This is a genomic window from Enterococcus sp. 3C7_DIV0644 (genome assembly GCF_002141235.1).
GTDB lineage: Bacteria > Bacillota > Bacilli > Lactobacillales > Enterococcaceae > Enterococcus_D > Enterococcus_D entomosocium.
Genome location: NZ_NGLK01000001.1, coordinates 321,073 through 345,363 on the forward strand (window position 1 = coordinate 321,073; position 24,291 = coordinate 345,363).

Below are 24,291 nucleotides of genomic sequence, written 5' to 3' on the forward strand. Positions count from 1 at the left end.
TTTTGGTGCGCATCAGAAGAGCTGCAGCAATTTTGGCAAGAAGATGATCGCGGCGACGACTAACGCAAAAACTGCAGTCATCAGCACGGCACCAGCTGCCATATCTTTGATTTTTTTTCCGATAGGATGGAAATGGAAATCTGTAAACATATCTACGACGTTTTCAAAGACGGTGTTGATGATCTCAACGATCCAGACTAAGAAAACAGCTAGCAGCAACCAGAGCCATTCCATTTGACTCAAACGGAAAATAAAGCCTGCAATGATCGCAACGATTCCTAACCCAACATGTTTACGCATATTACGTTCCTCTTTAAAGACGGTTTTTATACCGGTGAAAGCAAATTCGATTGACGAGATAAACTGTTTATTTTTCCCAATATTCTTATCTTTTGAGTCCATAGGCATCCAGTATTTCCTTTTGCAATCCAAACATTTCCTTTTCATCTTCTGGTGTCATATGATCATAGCCGTTAATATGCAAAAAACCATGCAACGCCAAGAAACCAAGTTCCCGATCATAAGTATGCCCATATTCAGCAGCTTGTTCCTTTGCCCGTTCAATGGAGATCATAATGTCTCCTAGATCACGAGGCATCTCTTCAAGGGCTTCGTCAAAAATAATCGGCATCTCCTCCGCCGTTTCTTCTTCGAAGGCAAAACTGATGACATCTGTCGGCATATCTTTGCCGCGATACTCCCGATTGATTTCTTGGATGGCTGCATTGTCCATAAACGTGACGGACATTTCCGTATCCGCTTGAAGGTCTAAATGTCCTGCAGCAAATTGCAGAAGTCCTTCGATCTCTTTGATCTTCGTTTCCCCCACTGAATTTGTCTCATCTAAAAAGGTAATCTCCATTAGCGCTCTCTTCTTTCTTGTTCTTCTTTCATTTTCTCTGCTTCCGATTTCATTTTTGGGTATTTGATCCGTGAATGGAAGGTACTGCATAGTCCGTTGACCAGTGATTTTTCAATCATCCGGATTTCTTTCAACGTTAGTCCCGTTTCATCTAATTGACCGTCTAAGATCCGATCATTGATGAGATTCGCAACAAATTCTTGAATTTTTTGATTGGTCGGATTTTCCATCGCTCGAACAGCTGCTTCACAACTGTCAGCGATACTCACGACACCCGCTTCTCGTGTCTGCGGTTTTGGCCCAGGATAACGGAAATCTTCTTCCGTCACCTCGGGATTACGCTCTTGAGCTTTTACATAGAAATAACGCATCAGAGTTGTGCCATGGTGTTGACGGCAAATATCGATCACCATCCGCGGCATTTTGGCTTCTTCGAGAATTTCCGCTCCGTCGATCACGTGTCCGAAGATGATTTGTTTGCTGTCTTCCGGCAGCAAAAAATTATGCGGGTTTTCGGCACCAGCAGGTAAATTTTCTACGAAGAAATTGGCATGTTTGACTTTGCCAATATCATGGTAATAACAAGCCACGCGGGTCAGTAAGCTTTGCCCACCGATCTCGGCGACAGCATTGGCGCTAAGATTAGCAACCATCATACTGTGATGATAGGTCCCTGGTGCTTCTTCCAGCAACTGCTTCAATAACGGGTGGTTCGGGTTACTCAATTCATTCAACACGATCATACTTTCATCCGTTACCAATAATTCGATATATGGATGCAGCCCCATCGTCAGCAAATAGCTAAGAAGCGAGCCGGCCAATCCGCAGACGAGCGTTGTCCATGTGTTGCCGCGGGCCAAATCCATTCCTTGGAAAATGACCAGCATGATGCTTAAGAGTAATGGGAAAACGATCACCCACATGACTGCGATTTTCCCTTGACTGGCAATACGTGCTCGTTTGATCATCGTCCCCATTAACCCAGAGAAAAGGTAGGTCACTAAAACAGTCGTCAACAAGTTGGTCCCACTGGAATCAAAGTAAATGAAGAGTGCACTGACCACTTGGAAAATCGCGGCTAATATCCCTAAACGTCTGCTGGAGAAAATGCTTAGAATCAGCGGTGTAAAGGCTGCTGGGAAAAAGAGCGGAATAAAGGTCACTAATTCTGATTGGAACAGTTGGAAAAATTTCATGATCAAGATACTGAATGCCATCGCCAAAATATAAAAAGTGACGGCGTTCATTCGCTTTTCAACATCTTTTGTCTGTCTTGTATAATAAAACAGCATAAGCATTTGTAAGCAGGTCGCTAAAACTAAGGCGATTAATGGAAAAACTGAGAAGGTCTGATTGGTCATTCCTAAAAGCTGCAGCTTTTCCAATGCGTTGGCATCGATCTGTGATCCTTCACGAACAATGATCTCCCCTTGATAGATCATTACCGGTGGAACAGCATCCATGGCGGTTTGTCTCGCTTCTTCCGTCCGCTTTTCATTGGGAATATCATTGACGACGATTCCTTGATTGACAATGAAGCGTAAAACGGACGCCATATCCGAAGTAACATCTAGAAATTGGATCTTGTCTTCCGCCTCTGAGCGGAAAGTACTGAGTTCTGTTTGACGAATCTGTTTGGCCATTTGCTCGTCTACTAGCTGCAACGCATAGGTTCGTACCGTATTCAATTCATCGGTACTTAATGAAAACAATGTCGACAAAAAATTATTCGTCAATGACTGATAGAAATCGAGTTCATCATCACTCATTTTTTCAAACTCTTTTTTTAAGGCTGCAATGTATTCATCCGTACTCGGTTTAGGGATGTTTTCATCCTCATCCGCTTCAGCAACTTCTTTTGCATGTGTCTCATCCGTTGATTTTTTGACTGAATCAACTAAGTCAAAAAGGTGGTCGATGCGATCGTGCTGTGTCTGCGCTAGAGTATCCTGATAGGTGTACTCTGGCGGAACCGCTTCTGCTGCCAATTTGCGTTTTTGTTCCGTTGCAGTAGTGTTTTCGATCGTTTTATTGGCACGAATGTTTTCTTCCGCCACCTGGCCTTCACTATAATCGACATTATTCTGTTTGACACTGGTGTACATGATACCAATCGAAAAAAGAAAGAAGAGAAACATCAAAACTGGTAAATAAAACTTCCCGAGTCTTTCTCTAAGTTTCCGTAGTGGTTGAATGATCATAGTTCTCCTCCTGAAAGACGATCAGCGCTTGTCTTTAAGATCTGCTTCTTCATAAGCTCGAATGATATCGGCCACAACTGGGTGCCGCACCACATCTCCTGCTTCAAAATTAGCAAAAGCAATTTTAGGGATCTCCTGCAACGTTCGCTCCGCATGGATCAAACCGCTTAAAGTCCCTTTTGGCAAGTCGATCTGACTCGTATCGCCATTGACGATCATTTTGGAGTTGAATCCTAAACGCGTCAGAAACATTTTCATTTGAGCGATCGTCGTATTTTGCGCTTCATCTAAAATGACAAAGGCATCTTCTAGCGTACGTCCACGCATATATGCCAATGGTGCGATCTCAATGACGCCTCGTTCCATCAGACGGTTCGTATGATCCATCCCAAAAATTTGATACAACGCATCATAAACGGGGCGTAAGTAAGGATCGACTTTTTCTTTCAAATCGCCTGGCAGAAAGCCAAGGTTCTCTCCTGCTTCAACCGCGGGCCGTGTCAAAATAATCTTTTGCACTTGACCTTTCTTTAAAGCAGCGATCGCCATTACGACGGCCAGAAAGGTTTTTCCGGTTCCGGCTGGTCCGACCCCAAAGACCACATCATGTTTACGGACAGCTTCGATATATTTCTTTTGACCGGCATTTTTTGCCCGAATCGGTTTCCCATTACGGTCCTTGATGATTTCTTCTTCATACATATCTTTGAAATAATCAAGACTGCCTTTGTTTACCATGTTCAAAGCTGTGATCACATCAGGAGTACTGATATTGATGCCTCGTTTGATCAACTCTTGCAACGCTCGGATCACGGATTGTGCTTTTTCTGTAGCTTCCGCTTCGCCGACGATTTGGATCAGCTCCCCACGAGTGTGAATGACCGTCCCCGTCGAGTCTTCAATGATTTTAATGTTCTTATCGTGAGCACCTAAGAGTAAACGAACGTCATCGTTCTCACTAAGTGTTATCTCGATCGTCATAGTTTTGTCTGTCAAATATGTTACAGCTCCTTTTTTGGCGTTCTTATTAATAATAACATAAGATGCAAAAAAGAAAAATTACTTATAAAGTCCAAGGGTAGTTTCCTTTTTGTCCTTATGCTTTTTTTAAGTTTTTGAAATCAGAAAAAAAGCCGCGAGCATGTCATCCATACTCGCGGCGTGAGCTTACATTTGATCCAATAATTCTTTAACGATCGCATTGACTTGATTGCCGTCTGCTTTGCCTTTGACTTGCGGCATTACAGCACCCATCACTTTTCCAAATTCTTTGGAAGAAGAAGCACCAGTCTTTTCAATCGCTCCAGCAACGATTTGGCGGATTTCCGCTTCATCAAGTTGTGCTGGCAAATATTTTTCAACAACTGCAATTTCAACTTTGACTTTCTCAGCTAGATCATTTCGGTCAGCTTTCTCAAACTCATGTAAAGAGTCCCGACGTTGCTTCATCTCACGAGATAAAACGGTCAACTCTTCTTCTTCATTCAAGTCAGAACCTTTTTTGATCTGCTCATTTTGAATTGATGCTTTCAACATGCGGATCACCTGCAAGGTTTCCTTGTCTTTGGCTTTCATCGCTGTCTTCATGTCATCATTCAGTGTACTTAGTAGTGTCACACTACCAGCTCCAATTCTCAAAACAGTAGAAAATTAGAATTTTTTGCGTTTTCTAGCTGCTTCAGATTTTTTCTTACGCTTTACGCTAGGTTTTTCGTAAAATTCACGTTTACGAGATTCCTGTAAAGTACCCGCTTTTGACACGGAACGTTTGAAGCGACGAAGAGCATCGTCAAGTGATTCGTTTTTGCGAACGACTGTTTTTGACATGTAAATTCCCTCCCTCCGAGCTTAAAAAGTAACCGTAGTTGTTATTGAAATAAAATCCCAAAAAACACGACTGTCCTTTAAAAATTATAGCTAACCCCTGAAAAAGTGTCAAGGCATTCTGTTAAAAAAGTCTTCGATACTGTCAAGTTTGTTTGGGTTTTCATTGACATTCTTCACAACGACCCAAAATCTCGAAGCGATGACCCTCGATCAAACAACCGGGAAGCTGTTCTTGAAAGAAGTCCATTGGGCAAATATGCAGTTCTTTTGTTTTGCCACAAACCGTGCAAATAAAGTGATGGTGATGATGGTCTTCTAATTCTGCACAACAGTTATAGCGAAACTTCATCTCACCGTTCAGTTCTGTTTCTTCTAAAATACCGATCTCAGAAAAATCGTGCAAATTCCGGTAGATCGTATCATAACTCAAGCCAGGGTACTTTTCCGACATGTATTCGTGAATTTCTTTTGCCGGTAAATAGCGATTGCGTTTCACTAAATAGGTAATGATCGCTTCTCTTTTTTTCGTATTTTTAAAGCCATTTTCTTTCAACGTTGTCATGGCATGCTCTATGAGCGTTTGATTTTTCATCGTAGACCCTCCTGATAAATCAAAATCATTCCGATTCTATCAATCTTAAGTATGGTATAATGAAATCAATAAAAAAGCAAGAGAGGATTTTTCTTATGAAGCCAAATGAACCAGAACAACTAGACTTGCAAGAAAAATTGCAAACCAGTGCTGCAGTGACGATGTTCGTTTTGTCGGACTCTGCCGGTGAAACAGCATCGAAGCTTGCCCAAGCGACAATGGCACAGTACCCCAGCGTCGAATTTAACCTTTTTAGACGCACATTTATCCACACGAAAGAGCACTTGATCAAAGCATTATCAGATGCTAAGAAACACAATGCCATTATTCTTCACACTTTGATCAAAGAAGAACTCGTGGATTTGACGAATCATTTTTGTGAAGAAGCGGATCTCTATCATTTCGACGTATTAACACCGCCTGTCAGTGAAGTGGCACGCCGCACTGGAGTAGCACCTTCACGAGAGCCAGGGGCTTTGCACCACCTGAACGAAAATTATTTCAAACGCATCAAAGCCATGGAATTTGCGGTCATGTACGATGACGGAAAAGACCCTCGTGGCTTCTTGGAAGCAGATGTCGTGTTACTAGGGGTTTCTCGAACCTCAAAAACACCGTTGAGTCTATTTTTAGCGAACAAAAACTTAAAAGTCGCTAATTTGCCTTTGGTTCCACAAGCCCACATCCCGAAACAGCTCTGGGAAATCGATCCGAAAAAAATCGTCGGGTTAACAAACGATCCGAATGTGTTAAACAGTATCCGCAAAGAACGGATGCGTTCTTACGGCCTGAACCCTGACTCTGCATATTCCGATATTGAAAAAATCAAAGCGGAGCTGACGTTTGCTAATGATCTTTATGAGAAATTAGGTTGTGTCGTGATCAATGTCGCTTCCCTTTCCATCGAAGAAACCGCCTCAATGATTTTAAATGCATTAAACTTAGAAGACCATAGCTATTACACTTCAGAGACAAAAGACTGATAACGATAACGCAATAAAAAAAGATGAACAGACTGCCGTCTGCTCATCTTTTTTAGAATATCTATCATTTCAAAGTTTTTTAAAAAACTTGCAGCCCTTCACGATCGATTTGTAATTGTTCGATATACGCATTGCTCTCCAAGGCATGTAAAAGTTTTGAGATTCGTTCTGCCCGTTCCACTGGGACGATCGCTAAGACCGTTGGTCCAGCGCCGCTTAAGAAACAGCCATAGCCGCCTTCTTCTTCGCAAATCTGGCGAATGGTCGACAAGTGTGGCACAAGCTTTTCCCGATAGGCTTCATGAAAGCGATCCTGCTGCATCAATTTCCCTGCAAGAGGCAGATTGCCATTGATGACCGCTGCGATCATCACGTTGGCGATCGCACTGGCCTCAACTGCTTGCTCGTGAGAAAGTGTTTGCGGCAAGACTTGACGACTTTCTTCAGTCAAAAGTTCTTCATGAGGAATATAGGCAATGATCTCGCACTCTGGAAAATGATGCTTTACTAAATACGTATGCTTGTGCTGATGGTCATAAGCAGCAACTGCAAAATCTCCATAGATCGCTGGTCCAACATTGTCAGGATGCCCTTCAATGGCAGTTGCGATCTCAAGCTTTTGTGCTGCACTCAGATTCATGTGGGCCATTCGGTTGGCTAGTTCAATACCAGCGACGATCACCGAGGAACTACTGCCTAAGCCTCGTGCCAAAGGAATATCCGAACTCATACGGATCTTCAGGGGTTTCATGTCTGGTGCTAATTTTAGTGCCACACGCAAAAGTAAGTTAGTTTCATCGTTTGGGATCTCTGAGCCTAGCTCATGGATGATTTCCCATGTATCGTTTTCTTTTAAAACTTCGATGAACAAATACTTTGACAGGGCAATCCCGCAGGAATCAAAGCCAGGCCCTAAATTCGCACTGGTTGCAGGAACGCGGATCTTCATAGATTGGCAACTCCTTCACGAAGATGCTGACGCATTTCTTCTAAATCACTCATTTTATTGATGGTTACTTCCGTTGCTTTAATTGCTGTATCAGGATCTTTCAGCCCGTTTCCAGTAAAGACAGCAACGACAGTTTCACCTGATTTGATTTTTCCTGCTTTCACGTGCTGGATGACACCAGCAAGCGAGGCAGCAGAGCCTGGTTCAATAAACACACCATCTTGCGCAGCAATTTTACGATACGCATTCAAAATTTCCTCATCGGTTACTGCATCGATGTATCCTTTTGATTCATCACGAGCGGCTTCTGCCAACTGCCAGCTGGCTGGATTGCCGATACGAATCGCTGTAGCGATGGTTTCCGGCTGTTCAATGACTTCCCCACGAACGATGGCAGCCGCACCTTCTGCCTCAAACCCATGCATTCTTGGCAACGTGGTGCCTTTTTTCTCATGCCATTCTTTGAATCCTTTCCAATAAGCCGAGATATTCCCAGCATTACCAACTGGAATTGCAAGAACATCAGGCGCCTGTCCTAGCTGTTCGCATACTTCAAAGGCAGCTGTTTTTTGTCCTTCTAAACGATAAGGATTGACAGAGTTCACTAATGCCACAGCTTCTGTTTTCGCAATATCCCGGACTGCTTTTAACGCTTCATCAAAGTTTCCTGGAATCGAAATGATGTCCGCTCCATAAACGATCGCTTGCGCCAGTTTCCCCATAGCGATCTTGCCCTCTGGAATGACGACATAAGCTTTGATTCCTGCTCTGGTCGCATAAGCGGCTGCGGCTGCACTAGTATTTCCTGTCGAGGCACAAACGATCGCTTTCGCGCCTTCTTCCACCGCTTTTGCCACCGCCATCACCATGCCGCGGTCTTTAAATGAGCCTGTCGGATTCAGGCCTTCGTATTTTCCATACAATTGGATCCCTAATTCATTTGAAAGACTTGGTAATGGAATCAGAGGTGTATTTCCTTCAGCCAGCGACAATGCTGGGGTATTTTCATTAACTGGGAGATATTCTTTGTATTGATGCAATAATCCTTGATACATGTTTATTCCTCCATCACTTTCATTATTTGCACGTTTTGCGTATTCGCGTATGCCTTGAGTGCTACTGTTAGTTCCTTTTCACTGATTGGCTTCGTGATTCCAGCTATTCGTTGGCTTGCTTCATCAAATGCTGTGTGCTTTGATTCAAACCATTCTGGGAAAGAAGCTGCATTAAGGTCTTTACTTGAAAAGGAAACATAGTGTTGCACAGGAACTTCTTGTACCGAAGCCAATGCTGTTTCTTTTTCAAAGGTTAAAAAAGGTTCAACGATCCCGAATGTTTTGTTTTTAGCCAATACCGTCAAATCGGCAACCACACTAGTGGCTGTCGGCCGCGATCCAGCCCCTGGTCCATAAACCATCGACTGATCAATTCCTTCGCTCTCGATAAAAATACCATTGAACTCATTTTGGATCGTCGCCAAGGCGTGGTTTTTTGGTACTAACACCGGTCCAACCGATACAGTAAGGGAACCGTCATCAGTCTTTTGAGCTGCGCCAATCAATTTCACTTCATAGCCAAAAGCTTGTGCCTGCTTAATATCTTCTACAGCTAATCCGCGAATACCTTTTGTTGCAACATCAGCAACGTCGATTGTTTTCCCAAAAGCAAATTTGGTCAGGATCACCATTTTATAAGCCGCATCGATACCGTCAACATCATTGGTAGGATCTGATTCGGCAAAGCCTTTTGCTTGAGCTTGCGACAACGCATCTTCATAGGTCAGGCCATCTTCCGTCATTTTCGTCAACATGTAATTGGTCGTCCCATTGACGATACCAAAAATTCCTGTGATGGTATCAGGTAGATAGTGGGTGCTCAATGTGCGCAAAATCGGAATTCCTCCCCCCACACTGGCTTCATAATAAAGAGAAACACCGGCTTTTTCAGCAATTGCCAGCAGTTCAGGTCCATGGGTGGCAATCAAATCTTTATTTGCCGTCACAACATGCTTTTTATTTTCTAAAGCAGCTGAAATAAACGCTTTTGCCGGATCGATCTTCCCGATCAATTCCACAATTACGTCGATGGTCTCATCTTCAAACAACTCATTTGCCTCATTCGTCAAAGCAAACCCATACTTAGCTGCTAACGCAGACTTATCCTCATAAGGCGAAGCTAATGCTTTCGTGATTTGCACACTGACTCCTGTGCGTGCCAGAATGGCTTCTTTTTGCTCTGCCAACACTTGGCATACCCCGCTGCCAACAACACCCATTCCTAATAATCCAATGTTCAATTGCTTACCCATAATGCCCCCTAACTGAAAACGTTATTAAAAACCGTTCATCTAATTTTAATATTTCCACTAGCATACCAAAAACAATAAGAAAAAACTAGGACTTTTGAGAAATTCTCGCCCTAGTTTTAACGGTGATGGATATGTTCGAATGTTTTTTGCAAAATATCCACAACATGTTTGTCATCAAGACTATAAAGGATGGTTTTTCCTTGTCTTTCCGACTTTACGATCCGATTATCTTTCAATAGTTTCAACTGATGAGAGACTGCTGATTGTTCCATATGTACTTGTTCCGCGATTGAAGTGACATTGCGTTCACCCTCTTGAAGGGACAACAAAATTTTTAATCTGGTCGGATCACTAAGCATCTTAAAAATCTGCGTTACTTGCTGAATTTCCTCTAATTTAGGCGGAGTCATCGCGCCACATCCTCTCTTATTTCCTTTTGCATTTTAGCCCTTGATAGACGGCTTGTCAATCAGCGGCCGCCAAACAAGGAGAAGTAATTAAATAAAAGACAAGAATAGATCCAAGTGTCAGAAAATTCCCTTTAGAAGCTTAGGTCCCTCAACAACTGTTCGTTGAGGGAAACAAATGCTTCTTTTTCTACCACTCGGATCATTCAGTCAAATTGCAATTTTTTGATTATGAAGGCAGCAGATGACTTTATTCACCTGTGATTTCTTCAATCGCTGCTTGCAGATCAGCAATTTTTTGTTCTGCTGCTTCTGCCGTTTCGCCTTTTACACCAATATAAAACTTGATTTTCGGTTCGGTCCCAGAAGGACGAACCGCAATCCAGCTTTCATCTTCCAAGGTGTATTTCAAAACATCAGAAGGCGGTGTGGTCATTTTTTGTTGGTGACCATCTAAGCCCACACGAGTCAAAAGTTTAAAGTCTTCTGTTTGTACGACAGGGGTTCCTGCGAAGACAGAAGGTGCTTTTTCACGGAAAGTCTTCATCAAGGCAGCAATCTTAGTTGCCCCTTCCATGCCGCTCATCGTTACAGAAATCGTTTTTTCTGCATAATAACCGTACTCTTCAAAAATATCTTGCAGACCGTCATACAATGTTTTGTTTGATTGTTTGTAAAAAGCAGCCACTTCTGCTAATAAAACGAGCGCTTGGATCGCGTCCTTGTCCCGTACGAATGGTTTTACTAAGTAGCCATAGCTTTCTTCAAAGCCAAACATAAAGGTTTGAGAATGGTCTTTTTCAAATTGTTGGATTTTTTCGGCAATAAATTTAAAGCCGGTCAATACATTGATCATATCCACATCGTAGGATTTAGCGATCGCTGTTGGCAATTCACTAGAAACGATCGATTTTAAGACTGCTGCATTTTCTGGCAATGTCCCAGCTGTTTTATGGGCTTCTAAAATGTAACGGATCATCAATGCGCCTAACTGATTACCTGTCAACACTTGGTAGTTGCCATCTGGCATTCTTACTGCAGCTCCTAAGCGATCGGCATCTGGATCTGTTGCGATCAACAGGTCAGCACCTTCTTTTTCTCCTAAAGCAATCGCATATTCAAAGGCAGAGTGCTCTTCTGGATTCGGTGATTTTACTGTACTGAAATTTGGATCAGCAACCGCTTGAGAAGGTTCAATAATGAATTGTTGGAAACCAGCTTGTTTCAACGCTTTCTCCCCAAGCATCCGCCCTGTTCCGTGAAGTGGTGTATAGACAAGTTTCAAATCTTTGCCCACCGTATCGATCAATTCTTGATCGATCGTGACTTCTTTGATCTCTTTCAGATAGGCAGTATCGATTTCTTCGCCAATAATAGAGATCAAGCCGCTGTTTTTGGCTTCTTCTTCACTTAAAACAGGGATCTCTAACGGATTTTCAATTTCCCGAACGAATTTTGTCAATGCATCCGCATCTGCTGGTGGCATTTGTCCACCATCTTCCCCATATACTTTGTAGCCATTGTATTCGGCTGGATTGTGAGAAGCTGTGATCATGATTCCAGTAAAGGTTTTTAAGTAACGCACAGCAAAAGATAATTCTGGCGTCGGACGTAAGCTTTCAAAGACGAAGGCTGGAATATCGTGTTTTGCCAATGTTTTTGCCGCTTCCATCGCGAACTCAGGTGAAAAATGACGGGAATCATAGGCGATCGCTACGCCACGACGTCTTGTTTCAGGATCTTGTGTATCCATAAAGCGAGCCAATCCTTCGGTTGCTTGACGAATCGTATAAATATTCATCCGATTGATACCAGGTCCTAAAATTCCTCGCATACCGGCAGTTCCAAATTCCAAAGGCATATAAAAAGCGTCTTCTAACATCGCAGGATCTGCTTCTAATGCGGTCAATTGTTCTTTTAATTGTGGATCTAAGTGTTCACTGTTTTTCCATTGATTAAATGTTTGTTCCCATGCCATAAAATAACCTCTCCTTTTTCCGTTAAAATGCTCTAAAATTAGTATAACACTACTTACAGATTTCTCAAAGAATAACCAAACGAAAAATAAAAACAGCTGCTATCAAAAGTGATTGACACTTTAAAAATAACAGCTGATTCCATTAAACTATTTCGTTAATTGAGCATCCTTTTGTGTTTCAATAAAATCAAACACTTGTTGACCAGCAATACTGCCATCGCCGACTGCCGTCGTGATTTGACGCAAGCCTTTTTCACGAACATCGCCAACCGCGTAAACACCAGGAATTGAAGTTTCCATCTGCTCATTGGTTAAAATCCAGCCAGCATCATTCGTGATACCGCTGGCTTTGAATGGTTCTGTCAACGGATCTAAACCAACATAGATAAAGACACCGCCAGCAGCTTCTTCTGTCACTTCATCCGTTTTTACGTTTCTGATTTGCACGCCAGTCACGACCATCTCATTGCCTTTGATTTCTTCAACAACAGAATCCCAAATAAAAGAGATTTTCTCGTTGGCAAATGCGCGATCTTGAATGATTTTTTGTGCTCGTAATTCGTCACGACGGTGAACGATCGTTACTTCGGAAGCAAATTGTGTTAAGTAGATAGCTTCTTCGACTGCCGAGTCGCCTCCGCCAACAACAATCAAGCGTTTGTTACGGAAAAAGGCACCGTCACAAACCGCACAGTATGAAACACCGCGTCCCGCGAATTCTTCTTCGCCTTTGACGCCTAACTTTCTATGTACGCATCCTGTGGCAATGATGATTGTTTTCCCTTGATAGGTTTTGTCTTCGGTGGCAACTTCTTTGAATTCACCTTGATCCGTGATGCTCTGAACGATCCCATAGGCATTTTCAACACCAAATTTAATGGCACCTTCATACATTTTAAATGCTAATTCAGGGCCTAAGATTGATTCGTATCCTGGGTAGTTTTCAACTTCAGCCGTATTGTTCATTTGACCGCCAGGTGCGCCTCGTTCAATCATTAGTACTGATAAATTCGATCTTGACGCATAAAGCGCTGCTGTCATCCCCGCAGGGCCTGCGCCGATGATAATTACATCATACATATATTTCCCTCCAATTTGGACTACCCATACTTTACTTTCAAAAGCAAATTCTATCAACTCATCTGCTTACAAAAAATAATAAGATATTCCTGCTTTTACTTTTGAAAATTACATTGACTTTCTTTTCAATTTTTGTAAAATTTTCACGATACGTCTATTATATAGAAAATAAGGAGTCCTTACAATTGAATAAGAAAAAACTTTTAGGAAAATCAGACCGTGAACTGCTTTTCCTCAGCTGGCCGATTTTTGTTGAGCTATTTTTGCGGGTCGTTATTGGGAATGTCAACGTTTGGATGATTTCTCATTACTCCGAGCCAGCAGTAGCGGCCGTCAGTGCTGCCAATCAACTATTGAATTTAACGGTCTTTATTTACGGTTTCATCACCGTGGGTACTCAGATCATTATCGCACAATTGATTGGTGCGAAAAAACGCGACCAGATACCGAAAGTCATCAATACCGCTCTCTTTGGCTCATTGTTCATCGGGATTTTGATCAGCTTAATGTTCCTTTTCGGCTCAACCTATCTCCTTCGTTTCATGGGATTGGATGCTGAATTAGTTGCTTTAGGTCATGGATACTTACAAGTGTATGGAGGAAGTCTGTTCCTTTCATCGATCACGGCGGTCATAATTGCTGTCATGCGTAGCCACAGTTTCACAAAACCTGCGTTATTGGTGCCGATGTTTGCTAGTATCCTAGCCGTCATTGGGAATTACTTTGTCTTATATAGCCCCTTTGGTTTACCGAATTTCGGTGTAACCGGATTGGCATTTTCTAGCGTCTTTGGTAATTCGATCGGTTTAATAATTGCCGCAATGTTGCTGAAGAAGCATGTGAATTTTTCTGTTTTATCTGCCCGTTTCTCGAATGTCTCTTGGGGTGTGATGAAAAACATTTTGACTTACGGATTGCCTTCTTCTGGCGAGTCTCTTTCCTATCAGGGAGCGCAAGTCGTAGTGACGATGATCGTGGCTCAACTTGGTGCCAGCGTCTTGATTGCAAAATCTTACGTAACAGCTATCACCCAATTTGTTTATTTGATTGCCTCCGCATTGAGTCAAGGGAATCAAATCATGATTGGCCGCAATGTCGGTGCTGGAGAATACGATCGCGCGCATCAGCGAGGCATGCGCACAATGGTGATCGGGATCATTGCGTCGGTAACGATCTGTTTATTGACTTACTTGTTTATTGAGCCAATCATGGGAATCTTTACCAGCAACGCGGAAGTGATCGAGATTGCCAAAGGTGTCTTTTTGGTAGAGATCGTTTTAGAAACGGCGCGTGCAGTCAATATGATCCTTGTGGGTTCTTTAAATGCAAGTGGCGATGTGAAGTTCCCATTGATCTGTAGTCTAGTTGTTCTATGGGTCATCAGCTTACCGTTTTCCTATTCACTGGCGATCGTCTTTAAATTCGGCTTGATCGGCGTTTGGATCGCTTATGCCATTGACGAAGCATTGCGCAGCGTCTTAATGATTTATCGTTGGCACTCCGGTGTATGGAAAACTAAATCTGTCGTTCATCCACAAGAAACAGAACCCGAAGTATTGCCAGAAGCATAATTAAAGTCCAGCGGTCTCGGTGACTGCTGGACTTTTTTGTTTTCCATAAAAAATAAAATGCGCCAAGAAGTTTGCTTGGTTTTTTTGAAGACTTTGCTCTATACTTGTCTCAGAAGCTATCGACTACGATTTACATTAAAAGGAGCGTTTGCTATGTCAATCTATGACTACCAAGCAACATTGGAAAATGGCGAAACTTATTCGCTAGCAAAATACGAAGGTCAACCGCTAGTGATCGTCAATACAGCTACGAAGTGTGGTTTGAGCCCGCAGTTCAAAGAACTACAAGGTCTTTATGAAACTTATAAAGACCAAGGATTGGTCGTTTTAGGGTTTCCTTCTGATCAGTTCAAACAAGAAGTCGGGTCAGCCGAAGAAGCCGCAGCCGCTTGCCGAACCACCTATGGTGTCGACTTTCCGATGCACAAGTTAACAGTGATCAATGGAAAAGACGCGGATCCCTTGTTTCGCTATTTGGAAGAAGAAGCACCTGGCACGCTAGGAAAAGCCATTAAATGGAATTTCACGAAATTCTTGGTGGATCGCCAAGGTAAAGTCGTTGAGCGTTTTGCTCCCCAGACAAATCCTCAAAAAATGATTCCAGAAATTGAAAAAGTTCTTTAAAAAACAGAGAAAGGCGATTTTGAGGACAAAACATGTCATCCTTAAGGTCACCTTTTTGTGATTGCTGCAACATAAACATTATACAACAATCAAATTGGCGCTTGTCAAAATATCTGAATGTCTATTTCTTCTTAAAGAAACCATTCGTTACAAAGATTTCAAAAAGACTTTAAAAAAACTGCAGTGGATCCCCTTTGATTTCTCAACGGGATCAACTGCAGCTTCTTTTGATTAGTTATTCGATAAATCTTCACCATTTGAAGCAATCACTTGTTTGTACCAATCAAATGATTTTTTCTTGGTTCGTTTCAAGGTGCCGTTTCCTTCATTGTCACGGTCCACATAAATGAAACCATAGCGTTTTTTCATTTCACCTGTTCCAGCTGAAACTAAATCGATACAACCCCAAGTCGTGTAACCCAATAAGTCGACACCATCTTGTTCAACCGCATCTTTCATTGCTTGGATATGCTCTGCCAAATATTGGATGCGGTAATCATCTTCCACATAGCCATCTGCATCTGGTGTATCCACAGCGCCTAGACCATTTTCAACGATAAACAATGGTTTTTGGTAACGGTCATAAATGTCATTCATTGTAATCCGCAAACCAAGTGGATCAATTTGCCAACCCCACTCACTTGCTTCCAAGTATGGGTTTTTCACAGAGGCAAAAATATTGCCAGCCGTTTGTTCTAACAATTCAGCGTCCGTTGTTGATACGCGTGAAGAATAGTAAGAGAAAGAAATAAAGTCTACGGTGTGAGCTTTCAACAGCTCAAGGTCGCCTTCTTCCATTTTGATTTCGATCCCATTGCGTTCCATTTCTTTCAGCGCATATTGTGGATATTCCCCACGTGATTGAACATCAATAAAGAAATAGTTTTCGCGATCTGCTTTGCGTGATTCCCAGACATCTTCTGGTTTGCTTGTATATGGATAGTACGCGCCAGCAGCCAGCATACAACCTACTTTGTTTTCAGGATCAACTTCGTGAGCGATTTTCGTTGCGATTGCGGATGCCAACAACTCGTGATGAGCCGCTTGATATTTCACTTGCTCAACGTTATCGCCTTCTTCAAAATAAAGTCCCGCTCCCATAAATGGCGCATGTAGAATCATGTTGATTTCGTTGAAGGTCAACCAGTATTTTACTAATCCTTTGTAGCGGTTGAAAATCACGTTACACAAGTTTTCATAGAATCCGACTAATTCACGAGAACGCCATGCTCCGTATTTTTCAACTAAATGCATTGGGCAATCAAAGTGAGTGATCGTTACTAATGGTTCGATCCCATATTTGTGGCATTCTTTGAAAAGATCTTCATAGAACTTCAAGCCGTCTTCATTTGGTTCTGTTTCATCCCCTTTAGGGAAAATCCGACTCCAAGCGATCGACAAACGGTAGGTTTTAAAGCCCATTTCGCCAAATAGCGCGATGTCTTCTTTGTAGCGATGATACATATCGATCGCTTCTTTTGCTGGGTAGAAATGTTCGTCATCAAAATCGAACATTTTCATTTGACCAGTAATGACTGGAAAACGATCTTTGCCGATCGGTACCACGTCAACGTTTGCCAAGCCGCGTCCTCCTTCTTGGTAGCCTCCTTCACATTGATTGGCAGCTGTTGCGCCGCCCCATAAAAAGTCTTTTCTAAATGCCATGTTTCTTTCCTACTTTCTCTTTATTTAACTAGTTCGCGATCAAGTTCGCGGGCTACTTCATCTTGTACTTCTACGCCTTCTTTTTCAAGACGTGCGATCGTTTCCTTAAATTTAGGCAAGTGATCTTTGTGGGCAATAAACAGTTCGTCCATGACACGTTTTGCCGTATCACCTGATGGAACCAATGGGTTGATGGTGAAGGCTTGTAATGCGATATTGTAATCCCCAGTCACAGCTGCTTCGATCGTTAATAATTCCATTGCTTTCATTACCTGTAACCAACCTTTTTCAGCTGTCGGTAACTCACCAAAGGCAACATTTCTAGCCCCTTGTCCGCCAACGTAAGCTGTTACTTCGACTACGCAATCGGCAGGAAGATCTGGAACGGCGCCTTCATTTTTGGTTGAAACGACGATTTGGGTATTTTTATTAGCATAAATGGAAGCAATCGTTTCACACGCTGCATCTGAGTAGTAAGCACCACCACGTTTTTGCAGCTGTTCTGGTTTATGATCCAATTCAGGATCTTTGTACAACTCAAACAATTCGGCTTCGGTTTGTTTCACTTGTTGTGCGCGTGTACCGACAGTCTTGTACTCTTCGATCGCATGATTCAACATTTCTTCTTGACGATAGTAATAACGGTGATACCCGCAAGGAATCATCTTCATTTGTTCCAGCTGTTCTTTGTAAAATGGTACATCAAAGATATTCTTCGGTAAGCCATTGTCTTCTTCATACATTTTATCAATAATATCCATCGTTACATCGTTGCCGTGTGAATCAGCAACTTTGTGCCAATGGAAGTGGTTCAATCCTGCAAATTTGTAGATCAATTCGTCCGGTTCTTTACCGATCAAGGCTGGCTCAATCATGGTTGCCATGACTGGCACATTACACAACCCGATGACTTTGTCCCATTTTCCGTAACGCACGATTGCTTCAGTCACCATACCGCTTGGATTCGCAAAGTTGATCAACCAGGCATCGGGACACAAGCGTTTCATGTCTTCAACGATTTCAAGAATGATTGGAACCGTACGAAACGCTTTGAACATACCACCAGGGCCGTTGGTTTCTTGACCAATCATGCCGTAATAGGCAGGAATTCGTTCATCTTTGATACGGGCATTCAGCAATCCTACTCGGAATTGAGTCGTAACGAAATCAGCATCTTTTAACGCTTCTTCTCGATCCAATGTCATGTGGATTTTTACATCGTAGGGTGACGCATCCCACATCCGTTGTGCCATCGCACCAACGATTGCTAATTTTTCTTTTCCTGCTTCGATATCTACTAGCCAAATCTCACGAATCGGCAATTCTTCATAGCGTTTGATAAAGCCTTCCATTAACTCCGGGGTATAGCTGCTGCCGCCACCAATGGTTGCAATTTTAATTCCTTTTGTCATTGTATTGCTCCTTTGCTATTTTATTTACATTCTTATTATCATTCATAAAAACATTTGATTCAATGTAAATAGCATATTTAGAAAAAGCGTTTGCAAATCTCGCTTCTTCTTGCAGATGTTTTGTAAAAAAGATTTACAAAGAGCATCAAATAAGGAATAATTAGGATGTAAACGATTCGCTAGGTACTGAATAAAAACGAATTTTTGTAAAAACCATTTACAAATAATCATAAAAAAATGTAAAAAGGAGCATATATACCATGTTGTTACAAGAAAAAATGCGCCAAATCAAACTAGCACCCGCGGAACGATCGTTGATCGATTATTTATTAGCCAACCCGACTGCGATGGCGGATCAAACCATTAAGGAATTGTCAGAAAAGACCTACGTTCATCCTTCTACTTTTATTCGGATTGCCAAAAAATTAGGCTTCAATGGTTGGCTCGACTTAAAAACGGCCTTTGTGGAAGAGCAAACTTATATGAGCAGCCATTTTACTGATGTAGATGCGAACTTCCCTTTTTCCTCCCATGACGGCATTATGACCATCGCCAAAAAGTTGGCAAAGCTTGAACAAACAACGATTGAAGATACGCTTTCCTTGATCCATCATGATGAATTACAAAAAGCGAAACAATCGTTGCTCAACGCCAACCATATCAAGATCTTCGCCAGTAATGCCAATACCTTGATTTCTCAAGACTTTGTTTTGAAGATGCGGCGTTTAGGAAAAAACATTCACGTCTGCGACACCTTCGGCGAGAGTGCTTACGAGGCATCTAACTGTACCTCCGATACGACCGCGATCTTGATTTCTTACACCGGTGAAAACAAAATGGTCAAAGAAATCGGTAAGATCCTTGCCGAGCGGCAGGTTTCCATCATTGGCATGACGAGTATCGGGGAGAACTCCTTGGCGAAATTAAGTAATTGTGTTTTGAATATCACGACAAGAGAACGGCTCTACTCAAAGATCGCCAACTTTACGATCAATACGTCCGTTTGCTACTTGCTGGATTTGTTGTACGCAGTCGTCTTTTCGGAGCATTATGAAAAAAACTTGCAGCATTTGATCGATATTGGCATGGCTTATGACAAGCGCCCTACATCATCGACGATAATCGCTGAGCCAACCTACGATAAAAATCTTCATTATAAAGACTCACTGTTTCCCAATTAAATGACTGACAAAAAGCGATCGCTTCACATGGGCGATCGCTTTTAACCTTACGTAGAACTTGTTAGAAAGTTTTTGGCTAAACTAAAGCCGTGATCAAATCATCGGAACAGCCTACCTCACGTTTGTCTGACTCGATGATATCCAAATAATCGGCGGAGTTGGTGACTAACACTGGGGTCTCAATATTAAATCCAGCTTTGATCAATGCATCCTTATCAAAGGTGATCAATTTTTGTCCGCGAGTCACCGTGTCGCCTTGCTTCACATGGGCTTCAAAGTATTCACCGTTTAATTGAACAGTATCTAAACCAATATGGATCAAAAGCTCTAAGCCGTTCTCAGAGATCAACCCAATGGCATGTTTGGTTGGGAACAAGGTCATTACTGTTCCGTCAAAAGGAGCCACAACTTCGCCTTTTGAGGGATGGATCAAGATGCCTTTTCCTAGAATCCCTTGTGCGAAGGCTTCATCTTTTGCACTGCTTAGTGGTGCGATCGTTCCTTCAACAGGGGAAGTGATTACTTCTTTCCGAACAGTCATCGCTGGTTGTCCTTCTGCGATTTCTTCTTCCACCGCATCATTTTTCCAGAAAGCCATCGTCAAACCAAAACCAATCGCTGCAGCGATCAAGATCCCGATGACCGAGAACCACATGCCACTGGCATCGCCTTCTGGAGTGATATAGTTAAAGATTCCAAAGACGCCTAAACCACCAGAGGTATAGCTCGTTGTGCCATTGATCATTAAGAAGGCACCTGCGACCGCCCCACCAATCATTGAGAAGAAAAACGGCATTTTTTTCGGTAACGTGATCCCATAAATTGCTGGTTCTGTTACACCGAAAAGTCCTGAGATAATGGCTGGTGGACATAGAGCTTTTAGTTTTTTGTCTTTAAGTTTAAAGTACATAGCCATCACTACCGCTGTTTGGGCAAAGCTGGCACCAAATGATGCTACCAAAATTTGACTGTAGCCGAGCTGTGTCACTTGCATAATGTGTAGTGGCACAACTGACCAATGCAAGCCGAAAATAACCAAGACTTGCCAGAAGAAGCCTAATAACAAACCATAAATCGCTGGAGAGAAGTCCATCAATGCTTCAAATCCTGAGCTTAAAAGATCCGTCAACATACTGATCACAGGTCCAATCACCAAAAAGCCAATTGGCAATGCAATCAATAAAACCAAGAAAGGCACTAAAAATGTTTGGACAACAGACGGAATGATTTTCTTCGCCAATTTTTGAACTTGTGCAGCGAATGCGATGATAAAGATTACTGGAACCACACTACTAGTATATGTCGCACCAACCCACGGAATCCCTAAGAAGGTTTCATACGCTGGCAAGCCTAATAAGCTATAAGGTGCAGCAGCTCCCTCGCCAGCTCCGGCAACAAATGCCGCTTGCAAGGCTGATCCTTGAATCGTCGGATAGCAAAGCGCCGACCCGATCACGATTCCCACCATTGGATTTAAGCGGAATTTTTTTGCTGACGTATACCCTAAAATCACCGGCATAAACATGAAGATCGAATCACCGATCGCATTGAACATCACATAGGTACCAGTCGTTGTTGTATAATCGATCAAACCTGTTGTACCAATAAAAAGCAACAGTGCGTTTAGTCCTTTGATCATCCCAGCCGCACACAAAGCACCTAAGAAGGGTTGGAAGCAGCCGCTCAAAATATCGATCAAACGATCAAACAGGTTGCCACCTGAGGCTGTTTCTTCAGCATCACCACTGATTCCTGCAACATCGATCACTTCTGCATAGACATCTGGCACATGGTTTCCGATAACCACCTGGTATTGACCGCCACTCTTCATGACCGTCACGACACCTTCCATGTTCTTTAAGACTTCATCATTTGCGACGCCTTCATCCTTTAATTTAAAACGCAGGCGTGTGATACAATGCGTCAAGCTATTGATGTTCTCTTTCCCACCGACATTTGTGACGATTTTTTCTGCTAATTCACGGTATTTTCCCATTTTTGATTCCTCCAATTTTTTTGTATTGAAGGTTTAGCCAACTGAATGTCACTATCCAAAATGTTTCGTCTTTGATATGCTGCTTCTTAACTAGCGGTCCTAAAAATACGTTTTAATAAAAATCATTGCCAAAAAATTATTCTTTCTTCTATATCTTGCACTGAGTAAAACTCTTTCTCCTTTCTTCTTTATTTCAATCAACGATTTTTTTGCACAAGTCTGGCAATATGAATCGTTAAATACAAACTTTCGTCACTGGACATTTGATACTGATACTGATTTTCTAATAGTTCAGCGATTTTTTGTACGCATTGATACGCATTTCGGTACTTCACTTTGACCATAGCCAAAAGATCTTCATCGGTTTCATCCGTATGAGGGGTATGGTTTTGCATTCTTGAGACAAAAAATTTCAAATGCGTAGTGAAGCGATAAAAATAAACGGACTCTTCATCAAAGGTGGTTTTGAAAAAATATTTAACAATGTTAATGATGTCTTGCATCGTTTGGGTTAGCTCAGCAATATTGCCTTGGTCACCATTTTCGGTTTGCGCATTGACCAGATGCAGAGCAATAAAGCCAGCTTCATCATCTGGCAGCTGAATCCCGTAATGTTCTTTGATTTTTTCTACTGTTTTGCAACCTATTTGGTACTCATCGGGGAAAAAACGCTTGATATCCCACAATAAGACATTTTTGACCGTCATTCCTTTTTTCGATCGTTCAATGGCACAGTGCATATGATCTGTCAGCGAGATGTAGATGGAATCATTGATGGGGGATGACAATTCTCGCCGAGCATACTCAATGATCTCATTGGATAATTCAAGATATTCCAGTGGTAAGTCAGCAAGCAGCTCTTGAAATTGAGATAAGATCGTCTGATTTTCTAAGCGATATACTTTATCGACCGTTTCTGAAGAAATGTCATCTCCCACTTTTTTCTTAAAGGCAATCCCCCGCCCCATAACAATAATCTCGTTTTGACTTTGATCGGTAGCGATCACAACATTATTGTTTAACACTTTACTGATTTTCATGTCCTACCCCCACTTACTTTATCATTGCGGATATGGTTCATTGCTTGTCTTTATTGTTTAGCCAACAGTCAACACAGAAAAAACCTCATGAAAGCAGCGCAAATACCGCAGCTTCATCAGGTTTAGCTTGTTAAAAATCAACAATCACTATCCATTAGAACCAGTTCTATTATCTTTATCATAGCAAAGGTAGAAAGCGCTGTCAATCGTTGTTCGTTATTTTTACTGACACCTAATACGAATCTATTGATCGTTTGTTAAAAACACGAGGGATCAATTTTTATTCGTTCTTATCTTAGATAAAGACAAAACCTTAGCGAACGATAAAAAAACGCTCCCCAAAGACTTGACTGATCAGTCTAATGATGGGGAGTCGGCTATTGTGTCATTTGCTTCTTGTTTTTTCAAAAAAAGCTAATCATCTTGTTTACGATAATTTTTTTTGATGTAAGGCTGGTTTTCTTGGTTCATACGGATAACGATTTTATCAAAACTATTGTCACTCACTTGTGTCGAACCACTCATTTTGATTTTTGGCTGTACTTCGATCACTTTTGGTTTATACTGCATTTTCCCTTTTGAGATCCGCTTGACTAAAAGTTCAGCAGCTTGCGAACCAATTTCATACGACGGTTTTTCAATCACAGACATTTCATGATGATAAAGTTTGTTCCAGCCTAAATCATCATAGCCCCCGATTGCAACGTCTTCTGGAATCCGCAAGCCCAAGCTATAGATCACATGGATCAATGCAAACATCAACTCACTGTTTTCAGCTAATATTGCTAAACGATAGCCTTGATTTTTTTTCAACAATTCGTTTAGTGATTCCTTACACGCGTCAAATGCCACTTGTGTTTCTTCGATCTCAAATGCTAGTTGTTCAGGATTTCTGACTGCGATTTTAGAACTTTCCAGAAAAAGAGCGAGTTTTTTCTTCCGACTAGGCGTTGTGAGCGGTGGTGTAAAGTAAGCGACTCGATCAAAGCCTTCTGAATAAATACGTTGAATCATCTCGGCCGTCGCTTTTTCATTATCAACGATGACTGTATCAATCATCAATTCTTCGATCGTGCAATCAGCCAGCACGATTTTGACCTTTTGCTCAGTCAAGCTTTTCACGAATGCTTCGTCCTGATTCGACGATAGAATAAGCCCTTCCACTTGACGGTCGATCAACGCTTGGATTTGATCCTGCTGAGAAATATTTTTTTGATCGGATTCAACAAGAATCACCTGAAAAGATTTTCGTATACAATAATCATTGACGCCTCGAACTAAAGCTGCTACTTCCGGGATCATGATATTGCTGACAACGATGCCGATCAATCCCGTTTTATTGTTTTTCAACCCCTGTGCTAGCGCATTTGGACGGTATTCAAGCTCTGCGATCACTTCTTCGATGCGCTTTTTTGTCTCTGCTGACATAAATTCATATTTGCCATTCAAATATCTAGAAACGGTGGTTTTTGAAACATTTGCTTTTTCTGACACCATCTTAATGGTGATTTTCTCATTTGCCATTCAATCCACGCCTTGCTTTTTGCTGTTGGTCAATTATATCATGGAACCCTTGAAAAATGAACAAGGACCGATTTCGTTCGACAAGGACTGT

22 protein-coding genes are annotated in these 24,291 nt (G+C 41.9%); 4 read left to right on the plus strand and 18 right to left on the minus strand.

What is annotated here, in order from left to right; all coding sequences use genetic code 11:
* Positions 1–12: 12 nt before the first annotated feature.
* The 7 genes from A5877_RS01565 to A5877_RS01595 form a co-directional block, all read right to left on the minus strand.
* Positions 13–402: a diacylglycerol kinase family protein gene (locus A5877_RS01565; RefSeq protein WP_176273390.1), complete on the minus strand. Its 390-nt coding sequence runs from the start codon at positions 400–402 to the stop codon at positions 13–15.
* Positions 386–862: an rRNA maturation RNase YbeY gene (gene ybeY, locus A5877_RS01570; protein ID WP_086316209.1), complete on the minus strand. Its 477-nt coding sequence runs from the start codon at positions 860–862 to the stop codon at positions 386–388. Before ybeY ends, A5877_RS01565 begins: the two co-directional genes overlap by 17 nt.
* On the minus strand, positions 862–3,063 hold the full coding sequence (locus tag A5877_RS01575; protein WP_016612212.1) for an HD family phosphohydrolase: 2,202 nt from the start codon (positions 3,061–3,063) through the stop codon (positions 862–864). The genes ybeY and A5877_RS01575 overlap by 1 nt, the downstream gene beginning before the upstream one ends.
* Before the next feature lie 21 nt (positions 3,064–3,084).
* On the minus strand, positions 3,085–4,059 hold the full coding sequence (locus A5877_RS01580; protein ID WP_005235484.1) for a PhoH family protein: 975 nt from the start codon (positions 4,057–4,059) through the stop codon (positions 3,085–3,087).
* 171 nt (positions 4,060–4,230) lie between these two features.
* Positions 4,231–4,680 carry a GatB/YqeY domain-containing protein gene (locus tag A5877_RS01585; protein WP_005235483.1) on the minus strand — a complete coding sequence of 150 codons (450 nt, stop codon included), beginning with the start codon at positions 4,678–4,680 and terminating at the stop codon, positions 4,231–4,233.
* A gap of 33 nt (positions 4,681–4,713) precedes the next feature.
* Positions 4,714–4,890 (minus strand): 30S ribosomal protein S21, encoded by a 177-nt coding sequence (gene rpsU / locus A5877_RS01590; protein WP_002356740.1) that lies wholly within the window; start codon positions 4,888–4,890, stop codon positions 4,714–4,716.
* 160 nt (positions 4,891–5,050) lie between these two features.
* On the minus strand, positions 5,051–5,482 hold the full coding sequence (locus tag A5877_RS01595; protein ID WP_008378408.1) for a Fur family transcriptional regulator: 432 nt from the start codon (positions 5,480–5,482) through the stop codon (positions 5,051–5,053).
* A 95-nt stretch (positions 5,483–5,577) separates the two neighbouring features.
* Here A5877_RS01595 and A5877_RS01600 point away from each other — a divergent pair, with 95 nt between their 5' ends.
* Positions 5,578–6,465 (plus strand): pyruvate, water dikinase regulatory protein, encoded by an 888-nt coding sequence (locus A5877_RS01600; RefSeq protein ID WP_008378409.1) that lies wholly within the window; start codon positions 5,578–5,580, stop codon positions 6,463–6,465.
* Positions 6,466–6,544: 79 nt separating this feature from the next.
* Here the strand turns inward: A5877_RS01600 and thrB are convergent, their stop codons facing one another.
* The 6 genes from thrB to trxB form a co-directional block, all read right to left on the minus strand.
* Positions 6,545–7,414, minus strand: coding sequence for a homoserine kinase (gene thrB, locus A5877_RS01605; protein WP_086316210.1), 870 nt, complete (start codon positions 7,412–7,414; stop codon positions 6,545–6,547).
* Positions 7,411–8,469, minus strand: coding sequence for a threonine synthase (gene thrC, locus A5877_RS01610; protein ID WP_086316211.1), 1,059 nt, complete (start codon positions 8,467–8,469; stop codon positions 7,411–7,413). Before thrC ends, thrB begins: the two co-directional genes overlap by 4 nt.
* A gap of 2 nt (positions 8,470–8,471) precedes the next feature.
* Positions 8,472–9,722 (minus strand): homoserine dehydrogenase, encoded by a 1,251-nt coding sequence (locus A5877_RS01615; protein ID WP_086316212.1) that lies wholly within the window; start codon positions 9,720–9,722, stop codon positions 8,472–8,474.
* A gap of 116 nt (positions 9,723–9,838) precedes the next feature.
* On the minus strand, positions 9,839–10,132 hold the full coding sequence (locus A5877_RS01620) for a metalloregulator ArsR/SmtB family transcription factor (RefSeq protein ID WP_005235473.1): 294 nt from the start codon (positions 10,130–10,132) through the stop codon (positions 9,839–9,841).
* 247 nt (positions 10,133–10,379) lie between these two features.
* Complete coding sequence (locus A5877_RS01625; RefSeq protein ID WP_016620427.1) at positions 10,380–12,107, minus strand: phospho-sugar mutase; 1,728 nt, start codon at positions 12,105–12,107, stop codon at positions 10,380–10,382.
* A gap of 147 nt (positions 12,108–12,254) precedes the next feature.
* A complete protein-coding gene (gene trxB / locus A5877_RS01630) occupies positions 12,255–13,187 on the minus strand; it encodes a thioredoxin-disulfide reductase (protein ID WP_008378419.1) in 933 nt (310 codons plus the stop codon).
* Between the two features lie 185 nt (positions 13,188–13,372).
* Between trxB and A5877_RS01635 the strand changes: the two genes are divergently transcribed.
* Positions 13,373–14,758, plus strand: coding sequence for an MATE family efflux transporter (locus tag A5877_RS01635; protein ID WP_086316213.1), 1,386 nt, complete (start codon positions 13,373–13,375; stop codon positions 14,756–14,758).
* 153 nt (positions 14,759–14,911) lie between these two features.
* Positions 14,912–15,382, plus strand: coding sequence for a glutathione peroxidase (locus A5877_RS01640; protein WP_005235460.1), 471 nt, complete (start codon positions 14,912–14,914; stop codon positions 15,380–15,382).
* A 231-nt stretch (positions 15,383–15,613) separates the two neighbouring features.
* On the opposite strand, the gene A5877_RS01645 is transcribed toward A5877_RS01640, so the two are convergent.
* Entirely contained in the window at positions 15,614–17,047 is a 1,434-nt protein-coding gene (locus A5877_RS01645; RefSeq protein WP_008378424.1) for a 6-phospho-beta-glucosidase, read from the minus strand.
* 20 nt (positions 17,048–17,067) lie between these two features.
* A complete protein-coding gene (locus A5877_RS01650) occupies positions 17,068–18,459 on the minus strand; it encodes a 6-phospho-beta-glucosidase (protein WP_005235456.1) in 1,392 nt (463 codons plus the stop codon).
* 260 nt (positions 18,460–18,719) lie between these two features.
* Between A5877_RS01650 and A5877_RS01660 the strand changes: the two genes are divergently transcribed.
* Complete coding sequence (locus tag A5877_RS01660; protein ID WP_005235454.1) at positions 18,720–19,640, plus strand: MurR/RpiR family transcriptional regulator; 921 nt, start codon at positions 18,720–18,722, stop codon at positions 19,638–19,640.
* A 76-nt stretch (positions 19,641–19,716) separates the two neighbouring features.
* Here the strand turns inward: A5877_RS01660 and A5877_RS01665 are convergent, their stop codons facing one another.
* The 3 genes from A5877_RS01665 to A5877_RS01675 form a co-directional block, all read right to left on the minus strand.
* A complete protein-coding gene (locus tag A5877_RS01665) occupies positions 19,717–21,636 on the minus strand; it encodes a beta-glucoside-specific PTS transporter subunit IIABC (RefSeq protein WP_086316214.1) in 1,920 nt (639 codons plus the stop codon).
* Positions 21,637–21,833: 197 nt separating this feature from the next.
* Entirely contained in the window at positions 21,834–22,676 is an 843-nt protein-coding gene (gene licT / locus A5877_RS01670) for a BglG family transcription antiterminator LicT (RefSeq protein ID WP_086316215.1), read from the minus strand.
* Between the two features lie 414 nt (positions 22,677–23,090).
* Positions 23,091–24,200: a LacI family DNA-binding transcriptional regulator gene (locus tag A5877_RS01675; RefSeq protein ID WP_086316216.1), complete on the minus strand. Its 1,110-nt coding sequence runs from the start codon at positions 24,198–24,200 to the stop codon at positions 23,091–23,093.
* Between the last annotated feature and the right edge of the window lie 91 nt (positions 24,201–24,291).